The organism is Polaromonas sp. P1_G2 (assembly GCF_056405515.1).
The window spans coordinates 1-11,694 of sequence record NZ_JBFUBY010000161.1 but is presented as its reverse complement, the minus strand read 5'-3'; the positions used below and the strand labels follow the sequence as shown (position 1 = coordinate 11,694).

Below are 11,694 nucleotides of genomic sequence, written 5' to 3'. Positions count from 1 at the left end.
GGCCACGGGCGGGCGGCCGTGGCGCCAGGCGTTTTCGACGAGGTTGGCAAGCACCCGCCGCATGGCGCGCGGGCGCAGCAACACGGCCGGCGGCCCGCCGGCCCGCAGCGCCACCGGCATGCCCTGGGCAGCCGAGGCGGCGGCGACTTCGGCCGCCAACGCATCGATGTCGACCGGCGACGGCGCTTCACCGTCGGTGCTGCGGGCGAAATCGAGGAACTGGCCGATGATGGCGTCCATCTCCTCGACGCCGCGGGTCATGCGGGCCATCAACTCTTCATCAGCCTTGTCGCGCAGGATCTCGATGCCCAGGCGCAGTTTGGTCAGCGGCGTACGCAAGTCGTGCGACACCCCGGCCAGCATCAGCGTGCGTTCATCGTCGGCCTGGGCCAGGCTACGCACCATCTGGTTGAAGCTGCGGCTCAGGCCGGCGATTTCCGTGGGGCCGTCTTCAGGCAAGGGCTGGGGGCTGGCGCCGCCGGCCAGCATCTGGGCCGACGCCATCACGCGGCGCAGGGGCTGGTTCAGGTAACGGTGAATCAGCAGCGCACCCAGCAAGGCCAGCAGCGCGCTGGTGAGCGAGGCCGCGACCCAGGCGCCGGTGAATTCACGCGTCGGCAGCACGCCGGGCAGCGTGACCCAATGGTCGGCGCCGTCCAGGCGCAAGCGCACCGCCAGGCTGCCGCCGGCTTCACGGCGCCAGATGATTTCAGAGCCCTCGCCTTCCAGCGCAATGCCGCGCGAGGCTTCATTGACGAAACGCCGCTCGAGCCGGCTGAGCAACAGGCGTCCGCCGCGGCCATCACCGTCTTCATCCGCCACGCCCTGCATGGCGCGGCGGTTGAACTGCGCCACAAAAGCCTCGCGCTGCGCGGGCGGCAGCGCGGCCAGGCCGGCGCGGATGGAACTGACATTGCGCGCCACCGCCACCGACAGCTGTGCCAGCCGGGGTTTGACGATCAGCTGGCGCACCAGCAGCGCGCTGGCCAGCTGGCCCGCGACAATGAGCACCACGATCAGCAGCACGTTGCGGCCGAACAGGCTGCGCGGAAAGAGTGTCACGGCTTGCCCGCCTTGCCGTGTTTTGCCGCGCCGCCTTCCGGCACAAACACATAACCCACGCCCCACACGGTCTGGATGTGGGCGGGCTGCGATGGGTCGGCCTCTATGAGCTTGCGCAGGCGCATGACCTGCACGTCGATGCTGCGGTCGGTGGCTTCATGGTCGCGGCCGTAGGCCAGCTCGATCAGGCGATCGCGGCCCAGCGGCCGGTTGGGGTGCAGGGCCAGCGCCCGCAGCAGGCTGAATTCACCGGTGGTAAGGGGCAGATCTTCGCCATTTTTTTCGAGCCGGCGTGCTTCCAGCTTCAGGGTGAAAGCGCCAAACCGCACCGTGCCCTGGCCGGGCAAGGGGCCGCTGTGCGCGCCCAGCATGCGCTGCCGGCGCACCAGCGCCTGGATGCGCGCCAGCAGCTCGCGCGGGTTGAAAGGCTTGGGCAGGTAATCGTCGGCCCCCATCTCCAGGCCGACGATGCGGTCCACCGGGTCGCCGCGGGCGGTGAGCATGACGATGGGAATGGTTTCACCCTGCGCGCGCAGGCGGCGGCACACCGCCAGGCCGTCTTCGCCGGGCATCATGACGTCGAGCACCAGCACGTCGAAGCGCTCGCGCGCCAGCAGGGCATCCAGGCTTTTGGCATCTTCCAGCGTGCGCACGGCATAGCCCTGGTCGCTCAGGTAGCGCTGCAGCAGGCTGCGCAGGTCGGCCTCGTCGTCGACCACCAGGACCCGGGCCAATGCCTCGCTCATGGCAATGGGCCTGCCCGCAAAAGCGCGTTGGAAACCAGCATCAGAAACATCCCACAGCAAGAAAGATGCCCCATGGTAGCGGCCCGCGCCGGGCCGTCCGCCCGGCAAATCATGACAAACGATGACAAAGCCGCGCTTTGTTCAYGCCTTGTCATCAAGAGACCGGTGCCAGCCATGATTGGCTCACATCTCGCGGCCACAGTGGCATCACCGCGCTGCAATGCGGCCGAAACCTCAAAACCGGCCAATGCCAGCACCGTGGGCAGCGCCTCGATCACAGGCCCCAACGGTGCCACCGCCGTGCGCAACGGTCAGGCCAGCCGCAGCGCGGACGGCTCCGCGCAGCGCAGCGGCAGTTTTGCCGCCAGCGGCGCCCAAGGCAGCGTGGAAAGCAGCGGCAGCAGCAGCAAAACCGCCGACGGCGCCATCAACGCCAGCCGCAATACCAGTGCCACCAGCGCCGCCACCGGCAACAGCATGCAAAGCACGGCTTCCTATAACCAGGCCACCGGCGTCACCCGCAGCACGACCTGCTATGACGCCAGCGGCGCAAGCATGAGCTGCCCGTCGCGCTGAGCGTGCCCCCTTCACATTTCGCTTATCCCCTGTTTAACCGGAGTACTTTCATGACCTCTTCTTCCACCCTGCGCGCACTTCAAGTCATCAGCCTGCTGGCACTGGGCGCCGCGGCCCATGCCCAGGCACCCAAGGCCGACCGGATGGAAAAAGCCCGCACGGAGCTGCAAAAACGCTTTGAAGCGGCCGACACCAACAAGGACGGCAAGCTGACCCGCGAAGAAGCGCAGGCAAAAATGCCCAAGGTGTACAAAAACTTTGACGCCATCGATGCCGGCCATGCGGGCGCGATTTCACTGGCCGACATCGAGGCATTTGTGGTCTCGAAAAAAGGCGCGCGCAAGCCGGCCGGCTGATGCGGCGGCTTCGATGCGGGCCGCCACGCACAAGGCCACACGAATGGTTTAACCTCAAGAGCGCCCCGCCGGGCGCTGTTTGACCGGAGATTCTGATGACAGCTCTTGCCACCCGGGCGCGACAGGCCGGCCTTGTCGCCACGCTGCTTTTCTCGGCCACCTTTGCCGCGGCCGCACCGGCCGTGCCTGAGGGCGTGCGCCGCATGGCCGACATTGCCTATGGCACGGATACACGCCAACGCATGGACGTGTACCTGCCGGCGTCCGCGACGGACACGGCGAAGGCGCCTGTCATCGTCATGGTGCACGGCGGCGCCTGGATGGTGGGCAACAAGGCCATGCCGAATGTGGTCGACAACAAGGTGGCGCATTGGGTCCAGCAAAAGGGCTATATCTTTGTCTCTGTGGGCTACCGCCTCTCGCCGCAAGCCGACCCGCTACTGCAGGCGCGCGACGTGGCTGCGGCGCTGGCCAAGGCCCAGGGCCTGGCGGCTTCCTGGGGCGGTGACCCGGCGAAGTTCATCCTCATGGGGCATTCGGCCGGCGCGCACCTGGTGGCGTTGCTGGCGGCCTCGCCGGTACTGGCGCGCGAGGCCGGCGCGCAAGCCTGGCTGGGCACGGTCGCGCTCGACAGTGCCGCGCTGGACCTGGAACGCATCATGCAGGCGCGGCACATGCGCTTTTACGACCGTGTGTTCGGCGCCGACCCGGCTTACTGGCGCAGCGTGTCGCCCAGCGGCGTGCTGGCGCCGGGCGCCGCACCCATGCTGCTGGTGTGCTCGACTCAGCGGGCCGACGACCCCTGCGCGCAGGCACGTGACTTTGCCGCCAAGGCCACGGCCCAGGGCGGCCGCGCGAGCGTGCTGGCGCAAGACCTCACGCATGCGCAGGTCAACACCACGCTGGGCCTGCCCGGCGCGTACACCGAGGCGGTCGACGGTTTCATCACGGGTTTGCTGCCGCGCTGACAGCCTCCCAAATAAAAAAACCGGCGGGTTGCCCCGCCGGTTCGTGTTCATCGCCCCATTCCTCACATGGCATAAGGGATGGGGATGGTGCGATTCATCGATTCAACAATCCATGAACTTCGCACCAATGCCCGGCATCACTCAGAGTGCAGGCTTGGCCGCGCGGCTTTTTTCACTTTCCAGCGCCTTGGTCCTCTGCGCATCCAGCACCTTGTACCAGTCGGCAAACGCGCTGACATCCATGGCGAAGGACGAGAATTTGTCGGCCAGGCCATCCTGTTTGTTGGACTTGGACGATACGCTGTAGATCGTGGCGCAAGCGTAGGTGGGTGCCACGGGGTAATACAGATAGCCCGTCACGCCGTTGCTGCCGCTGCTGCCGCTGCCCACGAAATAGTCCTTGATCTCCTCAAAGCAGTTGCCGTTCCTGGGCTTGTCGTAGACGTTGACCCACTCGATTTCCTTGCCCGCCTTGTCGTACATCCAGTGCTGGCTGTAGCCAGTGGGCTTGATGCTTGCGGGGTCCTGCTTGCCGTATTTGGCCGATGCGTCCGCGATGGCCTTCAATGCGGGCCGGTCCCCTGCCGGGTATTCCGTCTTGGTGATGGCCCATACCTTGTTGGTCAAAGGCGAAATGCTGAAGTTCAGGTTCTTGGCCGTGCTGTTGAATTTGGGGACGTAGGTGTAGTTGTCGAAGGTGCCGGTCCTTCCGTCTATGGTCAGCTTCAGTGCGGTCTTTGAGGTGCCCACATAGACATTGTTTTTGAGATCGGCGTTTGCGATATTCAGGGCCTCCTGCACATCCATGCCGAGGCGAATGCCGCCCACATCAGGTGCCGCTGCATAGGCCGCGCCCGCCATGCCGGTGCCAATAGTCCATGCCAACGCCCATTGGCCTGCGATTTTTTTGCTCATGTTTCCTCCCTAGAGTGCTCGATAAAAAAGACAGGCCCTGGACAGACATTCCCTTTGGCCTGAGTTGCGACGGCGCATCCCTGCTGCGCCGCGGGCCATCTTAGCGAGCGCCCGACATGGGCCTGGAGGGCCATGCACATGAATTGCAACGAGCTGTTTCGGGCCGGGATTTATTTCTTGAAAGCGTGAAATAGTTGCCTGTGCCAGCGTGCCACCATGCGCCTGAAGACGAAAGGGCTTGGCTTCAATGCCATGCAATCGCGGCGCGATGATGCGCCGCGATCACCGACCGGGCTCACCGCGACGGGACGTGCATGAATGCGCCAGATATTGAACTGGAACCAGGGGTCAAGGTTTCTGCAGCGGCTCACCCGCTTCCGCCGCCGCCACGACAGCATTGCGGCGGTGGTAGCTGAAAAACGTCCACATCAGCAGCGAAGCGTCGGGCCCGTCGGGCTCGTTGAACTCGACACTGGCGTCGCCGCCGCTCCAGGCGTGGCCCAGCGCATCGACGTCGCACCTCACCAGTTGCGGCTTTCGGCCGGCGTACCAGGTGGCGGTCTGGTAGGCGTGGCGCGGCTTGCGGCCGCCGCGGCGCTCGGCGTGGCGGCGTACCACGGGGCCTTCGCGCGATGCGCCCTGCGTGAGGGCCGGGCCGTTGATGATTTCAAACTGTTCGGCCAGCTGGTCGGCATTGACCCTGCGCACCACGGTGTCGTGGTCGCCGTGGACCAGGATGGCGGGCATGCCGGGGAACTGCGACTGGGCTCCGGCAAATTCGCGCGCCGCGGCACTGTAAGACGAGCCCGAGCCGTGCTGCATGGCGCGATAGGCGCTGAAGGGCGAATGCGTGGTGCCGAACACCGGCGCCGAATGCATGCCCACGGCAGCGATCAGTTCCGGGTGGCGCAAGGCCACGATGGCGGCCAGTGCGGCGCCGGCCGAGAGGCCCGCGACGTAGGTGCGCGAAGTGTCCAGGCCGTGCTTACGCTGCACCTGCGCGATCATCGCGGCGATCAGCTCGACGTCGCCCTCGCCGCGCTGCGTGTCGCGCCGGTACCAGTGCCAGCAGCGATGGGCGTCGGCCGCGGCGGATTGTTGCGGGTACAGCACCGCGAAACCCTTGCGTTCGGCCAGCGCGTTCATGCGGCTGCCGGCCGCGAAGTCGGCCGCCGTCTGCTTGCAGCCATGCAGCATCACGACCAGGGGCCGCGGCGCCGTTGGGGTATCCGTCATTCCGGCCGCGCTGGCGGGAAGGTAAAGCCAGTACAGCATGCGCCGGGCATGCCCGAAGGGGCCGTCCGCCGGCACGCTGAACCAGGCCTTGCGCCAGGTGCCGGGCAAGCCCGCAGCCGCGCGGGTCTGTACGGCCGTGGGACGGCGCGCTTTTTTGGCGGGCCGGGCGACGACGGGCTTGACCAGTTTGAGCTTGGGCCTGCGCCGTTTGGTGGCCGGCACGGCTTTGGGCAATAGGCTTTCCAGCAGGCGCAGGCCCCGCGCCTGCTGGGCTTGCTGGGCCTTGCTGACGCGGCGCAGGCTTTTCAGCCAGAGGCTGCTCAGGCTTTTGGGCATGGAAGGGCTTGTGCTTGGGAAGTCATGAAGGGTGGCCGGCGCGGTCTGGACGGGTGTCTTTAATAAGTACACGGTTATTTTGCTGCATTGCAGCAAAATGTCTACCGGGCAGAGGCTTAAAGCGCTGCCGCCTGGCTTGAATCAGGTGCCTTTTGTCACAAAATCAGGTTTTGGTGGCGTAAAAGCCCAGGCCGTTACCATTAAAGGCTTGGCCCGCACGCCTTAAAAAGCCTCTTCGGGCCCTCCCAACCCGTTTCGTCCCGTTTTATCCGCTCCATGCCCCAATTTTTGACCGCTGCCCTGTACCAATTCGTCGAACTGCCCGACTTCGCCGCGCTGCAGGCGCCGCTGCTCGCGCGTTGCGAGGCGCATGGCGTCAAGGGCACGCTGCTGCTGGCGCCCGAAGGCATCAACGGCACCATCGCCGGCCTGCCCGAAGGCGTGCAGGCGGTGCTGGCTTTTCTGCGCGCCGACCCGCGCCTCGCCAATCTGGAGCACAAGGAGGCCTGGGCCGCGGAGATGCCCTTCTACCGCATGAAGGTGCGCCTCAAGCGCGAGATCGTCACCATGGGCGTGCCTGAAGTCCACCCGGCGCTGATGGCCGGGGAATATGTCAAGCCGCAGGACTGGAACCAGTTGATCAGCGAGCCCGGCGTGGTCCTGGTCGACACGCGTAACGATTACGAGGTCTCCATCGGCACTTTTGAAGGYGCGATCAACCCGCACACCGGCAGTTTTTCGGAGCTGCCCGGCTGGGTGGAGCGCGAAATGGCCGAGGGCGGCAAGCTGACGGCGCAGGACGGCAAGAAACCCAAAGTCGCGATGTTCTGCACCGGTGGCATACGCTGCGAAAAATCCACGGCGCTGCTGCGCTCCAAGGGTTTTGAAGAGGTTTACCACCTCGAAGGCGGCATCCTCAAATACCTGGAGACCGTGCCCGAGGCGCAAAGCAGCTGGCAGGGCGAGTGTTTTGTGTTCGACGAGCGTGTCTCGGTCGGCCACGGGCTCAAGCCCGGCGGCTTCACGCTGTGCAGATCGTGCCGCGACCCGCTCAGCGAGGAAGACCGCCAGTCGCCTCTGTATGAACTCGGCGTGAGCTGCCCGCACTGCCACGGCAAGACTACCGAAGCGCAAAAAGCCGGCTACCGCGAGCGCCAGCGCCAGGTCGAGCTCGCTGAAAAACGCCAGGCAGCGCACATAGGTGTGCGCCAGCCGGGCGCCTGACCCCTCTGCCCATGAGCGGCGCCCTGCCCGTCCTGTATTCCTTTCGCCGCTGCCCCTATGCGATGCGCGCGCGGCTCGCATTGGCAGCGAGCGGCGAACCGTATGAGTTGCGCGAAGTCGTGCTGCGCGACAAACCCGCCGAGCTGCTGGCCGCCTCGCCCAAGGGCACGGTGCCCGTGCTGGTGTTGCCCGACGGCACGGTCATAGACCAGAGCCTGGGCGTGATGCTGTGGGTGCTGCGGCGCAAGGACCCGGAAGGCTGGCTGCTGCCGCCGCGAGGCTCCCTCGAGGACATGCTGGCGCTGGTGGCCGGCAACGACGGGGACTTCAAGCGCGACCTGGATCGCTACAAATACCCGCACCGCTATCCTGAAGAATCCGCAGGCGATGTTCAGGCGTTCGCGCTGCAGCACCGCGGGCAAGGCGCGGCGTGGCTGGCAAAGCTGGACGGCATGCTGGTTGACGGAGGGCTGTTCGGCCCGCGTGTGAGCCTGGCCGACATGGCCCTGCTGCCTTTTGTGCGCCAGTTCGCCCACACCGATGCGACCTGGTTCGCCGCGCAGCCCTGGCCGCGGCTGCAGGCCTGGCTGGCGGGCTTTGAGGCCGGCGCGCGCTTCCAGGGCGTGATGGAAAAACACGCGCCGTGGCAGGCAAGCGACACCCGGGTTCAATGCTGATATAAACCACACAGCGACGCCCAGACCGGACCACAAACCGGCCGCACCGCAGCCCAGGCCGCATACCGGCAGCGCCCATAACAATCATCAACGGGAGGAATATCTTGAGCCAGCCCACGCCCCAACCCAACCCTTTTGCGCCGCCGCAAGCGCCGGTCAGCGACGTGCCCGCGCCGCAGGCCACCGAAGCCATCGCCGGCCTGCCGGTTTCCGATGCGTGGAAGACCAAATTCCAGCTCATCGAGAAAGCCGGCGGCGTCAAGCTGCCCCAGTTCAAGGCCCTCGGCGTGGGCGAGCGCATGAAGATCGGCTTCAGCGTGCTGGCCTTCCTGTTCGGCCCGTTTTATTACCTGTCCAAAGGCATGTGGAAAAAAGCCATCAGCCTGTTTGTGGTGTGCGTGGCGGTGGCGCTGCTGCTGCAGGTCGCGCTGGGAATGATGGGCCTGGGCCGTTTCAGCGGCTCCGTTGGCTATGGCGTCGCGGCCATCTTCGCGGCCCGCTCCAACATCGACTACTACAAGAAGATGGTGCTCAGGCAAAACGGCTGGTGGTAGGAGCACACATGAACCCCAATCCCTACGCCCCACCCCAGGCCCCGGTCGCCGACGTTGCCGAGATACCCGATGCCGGCGCGGACGCCCCGCCCTTCTTCCCGGTTTCGCGGCTCAAGCTGCTGGTGATGTTCTTCAGCACGCTGGGCCTTTACCAGATGTACTGGCCGTACAAGAACTGGAAGATGGTGCGCCTGCGCACGGACGAAAAAAACATCATGCCTTTCTGGCGCGCCTTCTTCGGCGTGTTCTTTTTCTATTCGCTGCTGGACCGCGTCAAAAAACACGACCCCGAGTCGACCGCCGCGCAGATGGCAGCCGGCGGCCTGGCCGCGGCCTGGATCATCCCCAACCTGTTGTGGAAGCTACCCGACCCTTACTGGCTGATCTGCCTGGCCAGTATTTTTGTGCTGCTGCCGGTGCAGGGCTTCATCAACGAACTGAACCGGAAAGTGGCGCCGGGCCACGAACCCAACAGCCGTTTCTCCGCCTGGAACTGGGTGGGCGTGGTGCTCGGCATCCCCCTCATGATCATGACGCTATGGGGCGCCTTTTTGCCGCCGCAGTAATTTTCGGCACAGGCGATGCGCACCCTCCTCTTGCTGCTGCCCCTCGCCTTGCTGGCCAACCCCGGCAGGGCCGAGCCGCCGGCCTACCAGAAGCTGCTGGTGAACTGCCAGAACCAGCAGCCCTCTTTTGAGTGCGCCCAGGCCATAGAACGCGTCCAGGCGAAGTCCGCCCAGTCGTTCCGGTTTTCGCGCTCGGGCCCGCTGTTAAGCATACGCACCGCCCACAAAACGGTGCGGATCAAGGACGTCAACAACGAGAGCGACCAGGACGTCAGCTACAACTACCTCACCTTCCTGGCGGATGCCCGGCTTCACGTGCTGTATGCCCAGCTGTGGGAAGGCAGCAGCTACATCGCCATCGACCACGCCACCGGCCGGCAATACCCCATGCTGGGGTTTCCGGCCGTGTCACCCGACCGCAAAAAAGCCGTGGCCTTCTCGGCGGCGGGCGAAGCAAACTATGACGGCAACGGCGTGGAGGTCTGGAGGATCAACCAGGGCAAGCCCCGGGTCGAGTACACCTACGGACCGGACGCCCGCGACTGGAGCCCGACGGACACACGCTGGAGCGGGCCGTCCACCATCAAGGTCGCGGGCCTGTGCGCGCCGGATATGCCCGAGTCCAGATCGTGTCCMAAGCGCCTTGTGTTGAAAGCGGGTCGCTGGACTGTTGTCAACGACGACTAGCCCGACATAAACCTTCAGCGCTGTATCCGCGTCGACAGCACCACCGAGGTATGCGTGCGCTCCACGCCGTCCAGCAGGCCTATGCCGTCGATCAGCGCATCCAGCCTTTCGATGGAGCCGGCCTGCACGATGGCGATCATGTCGTAGGCGCCGCTGATGGACAGCAGCGAGCGCACCTCGGGGATCTTGCGCAGCGCCGCCTCCACCGTGCCCGTGAGCTTGGGGCCGACAGTGAGCATCACGTGGGCCGACACCTGCGACTGTTCATAGGCATCGCCGGTGCGCGCGCCGTAGCCGGTGATGACCTTGTCGCGCTCCAGCCGCATGATGCGGGCCTGCACTGCGGTGCGCGACAAGCCGACCTTGCGCGCGAGCAGGGCCATGGGACAGCGCGCGTTGTCGCGCAGTTCGGCAAGCAGGGCCTGGTCTATGGCGTCGAGTTGCATGGCATTCACTCAAATTAGTTAAATCGCGTATTTAGATAGCCTGTTTATCTAAAATATAGCGTTATTTTGTCTAAATTGATACTGGTAACTGCCTGCCCGGGCTTACACAATGGTCCATGCCTCTGCATCGGGGTGCACTATCCAAGGAGACCCTCATGAAAAAGATCACGGTTGCAGGCGCCGGGAAAATCGGTTCCGCCATCGCCGCGCTGCTGGGCGCCACCGGGGACTATTCAGTGACCGTCGCCGACACCTCGCCGGCGGCACTGGCCGGCATCAGCACCGGCCCGCGCGTGCAGCGGCWGGCGCTGGACATCAGCAAGCCACAAGCCCTGCGTGAGGCACTGGCCGGGCAGTACGCGGTGCTCAGCGCGGCGCCGTTTCACCTGACCACGGCGATCGCCGAAGCCGCCGTGGCCCAGGGCGTGCATTACCTGGACCTGACGGAAGACGTGGCCAGTACACGGCGCGTGAAGGAGCTGGCGGCAGCCGGCGCAAACTCGGCGCTGATCCCGCAATGCGGCCTGGCCCCGGGTTTTGTTTCCATCGTCGCGGCCGACCTGTGCCGCCGTTTTGACAGCCTGCACAGCGTGCGCATGCGCGTGGGCGCRCTGCCCCAGTTCCCGTCGAACGCGCTCAACTACAACCTGACCTGGAGCACCGACGGCGTCATCAACGAGTATTGCGAGCCTTGCGAAGCGATTGTCGAAGGCGTGCTGCGCCAGGTACCGCCGCTGGCCGAGCACGAGGAGTTCTCGCTCGACGGCGTGACCTATGAAGCCTTCAACACCTCGGGCGGCCTGGGCACCCTGTGCGAAACCCTGCAGGGCAAAGTCACCCACCTCAACTACAAAACCATTCGCTACCCGGGCCACGCGGCCATCATGAAGGTGCTGCTCAACGACCTGCGCCTGCGCGAGCGCCGTCACGTGCTCAAGGACCTGCTCGAAAACGCCCTGCCCGTGACGCTGCAGGACGYGGTCATCGTCTTCGTCACCGTGAGCGGCCAGCGCGAAGGCCGGCTCATGCAGGAGACCTACGCCCATAAGGTTTATAGCCAGGTGGTGGACGGCGTGTTGCGAAGTGCGATCCAGGTCACTACGGCTTCTGGTATTTGTGCTGTGTTGGACTTGCTGGCAAGCGGGCGGTTGCCGGCGCGGGGGTTCATTCGGCAGGAGGAGATTGCGTTAGGGGATTTTTTGGGGAATCGGTTTGGGAGGGCTTATGCGGAGCATGCTGCGGAACGGGCGGCGGCTTGAGATTGGTCTTGCTCCCGGCGGGAATTTTGTTTTCTCTGCTGAGGCTTGCTGGCCGGGGGTAGCCCGGCAGCTACTCACTTTTCTTT

Annotated in this window: 15 protein-coding genes; 10 read left to right on the top strand and 5 right to left on the bottom strand. The window is 65.2% G+C overall.

Annotated elements, in window-relative coordinates; all coding sequences use genetic code 11:
- Positions 1 to 1,062, bottom strand: a 1,062-nt coding sequence (locus AC1D0P_RS16420; RefSeq protein WP_477677722.1) for a histidine kinase dimerization/phospho-acceptor domain-containing protein, incomplete at its 3' end; no start/stop codon positions are given.
- Positions 1,059 to 1,808, bottom strand: coding sequence for an osmolarity response regulator transcription factor OmpR (gene ompR / locus AC1D0P_RS16415; protein ID WP_477677721.1), 750 nt, complete (start codon positions 1,806 to 1,808; stop codon positions 1,059 to 1,061). The genes AC1D0P_RS16420 and ompR, both read right to left, overlap by 4 nt.
- Positions 1,809 to 1,982: 174 nt before the next feature.
- Here ompR and AC1D0P_RS16410 point away from each other — a divergent pair, with 174 nt between their 5' ends.
- The 3 genes from AC1D0P_RS16410 to AC1D0P_RS16400 all read left to right on the top strand — a co-directional run bounded on the left by AC1D0P_RS16410 (position 1,983) and on the right by AC1D0P_RS16400 (position 3,708).
- Positions 1,983 to 2,384: a hypothetical protein gene (locus tag AC1D0P_RS16410; protein ID WP_477677720.1), complete on the top strand. Its 402-nt coding sequence runs from the start codon at positions 1,983 to 1,985 to the stop codon at positions 2,382 to 2,384.
- Between the two features lie 50 nt (positions 2,385 to 2,434).
- The gene (locus tag AC1D0P_RS16405; RefSeq protein ID WP_477677719.1) at positions 2,435 to 2,740 is read left to right on the top strand and encodes an EF-hand domain-containing protein; all 306 of its coding nucleotides are present in this window, start codon (positions 2,435 to 2,437) and stop codon (positions 2,738 to 2,740) included.
- A 95-nt stretch (positions 2,741 to 2,835) separates the two neighbouring features.
- On the top strand, positions 2,836 to 3,708 hold the full coding sequence (locus tag AC1D0P_RS16400; RefSeq protein ID WP_477677718.1) for an alpha/beta hydrolase: 873 nt from the start codon (positions 2,836 to 2,838) through the stop codon (positions 3,706 to 3,708).
- Positions 3,709 to 3,849: 141 nt separating this feature from the next.
- On the opposite strand, the gene AC1D0P_RS16395 is transcribed toward AC1D0P_RS16400, so the two are convergent.
- Positions 3,850 to 4,623, bottom strand: coding sequence for a hypothetical protein (locus AC1D0P_RS16395; RefSeq protein ID WP_477677717.1), 774 nt, complete (start codon positions 4,621 to 4,623; stop codon positions 3,850 to 3,852).
- Positions 4,624 to 4,971: 348 nt separating this feature from the next.
- A complete protein-coding gene (locus AC1D0P_RS16390; protein ID WP_477677716.1) occupies positions 4,972 to 6,195 on the bottom strand; it encodes an extracellular catalytic domain type 1 short-chain-length polyhydroxyalkanoate depolymerase in 1,224 nt (407 codons plus the stop codon).
- Positions 6,196 to 6,226: 31 nt separating this feature from the next.
- Here AC1D0P_RS16390 and AC1D0P_RS16385 point away from each other — a divergent pair, with 31 nt between their 5' ends.
- The 6 genes from AC1D0P_RS16385 (at position 6,227) to AC1D0P_RS16360 (ending at position 9,903) form a co-directional block, all read left to right on the top strand.
- Positions 6,227 to 6,421 carry a hypothetical protein gene (locus AC1D0P_RS16385; protein ID WP_477677715.1) on the top strand — a complete coding sequence of 65 codons (195 nt, stop codon included), beginning with the start codon at positions 6,227 to 6,229 and terminating at the stop codon, positions 6,419 to 6,421.
- A gap of 50 nt (positions 6,422 to 6,471) precedes the next feature.
- Positions 6,472 to 7,419: an oxygen-dependent tRNA uridine(34) hydroxylase TrhO gene (trhO, locus tag AC1D0P_RS16380; protein ID WP_477677714.1), complete on the top strand. Its 948-nt coding sequence runs from the start codon at positions 6,472 to 6,474 to the stop codon at positions 7,417 to 7,419.
- Between the two features lie 11 nt (positions 7,420 to 7,430).
- The gene (locus AC1D0P_RS16375) at positions 7,431 to 8,096 is read left to right on the top strand and encodes a glutathione S-transferase (RefSeq protein ID WP_477677713.1); all 666 of its coding nucleotides are present in this window, start codon (positions 7,431 to 7,433) and stop codon (positions 8,094 to 8,096) included.
- A 104-nt stretch (positions 8,097 to 8,200) separates the two neighbouring features.
- Positions 8,201 to 8,650 (top strand): DUF2628 domain-containing protein, encoded by a 450-nt coding sequence (locus tag AC1D0P_RS16370; RefSeq protein ID WP_477677712.1) that lies wholly within the window; start codon positions 8,201 to 8,203, stop codon positions 8,648 to 8,650.
- A gap of 8 nt (positions 8,651 to 8,658) precedes the next feature.
- On the top strand, positions 8,659 to 9,216 hold the full coding sequence (locus AC1D0P_RS16365) for a hypothetical protein (protein ID WP_477677711.1): 558 nt from the start codon (positions 8,659 to 8,661) through the stop codon (positions 9,214 to 9,216).
- Between the two features lie 15 nt (positions 9,217 to 9,231).
- Entirely contained in the window at positions 9,232 to 9,903 is a 672-nt protein-coding gene (locus AC1D0P_RS16360; RefSeq protein ID WP_477677710.1) for a hypothetical protein, read from the top strand.
- A 14-nt stretch (positions 9,904 to 9,917) separates the two neighbouring features.
- Here AC1D0P_RS16360 and AC1D0P_RS16355 read toward each other — a convergent pair whose 3' ends face one another.
- A complete protein-coding gene (locus AC1D0P_RS16355) occupies positions 9,918 to 10,349 on the bottom strand; it encodes an Lrp/AsnC family transcriptional regulator (protein WP_477677709.1) in 432 nt (143 codons plus the stop codon).
- A gap of 155 nt (positions 10,350 to 10,504) precedes the next feature.
- Between AC1D0P_RS16355 and AC1D0P_RS16350 the strand changes: the two genes are divergently transcribed.
- Complete coding sequence (locus AC1D0P_RS16350) at positions 10,505 to 11,608, top strand: saccharopine dehydrogenase family protein (RefSeq protein WP_477677708.1); 1,104 nt, start codon at positions 10,505 to 10,507, stop codon at positions 11,606 to 11,608.
- Positions 11,609 to 11,694 lie beyond the last annotated feature (86 nt).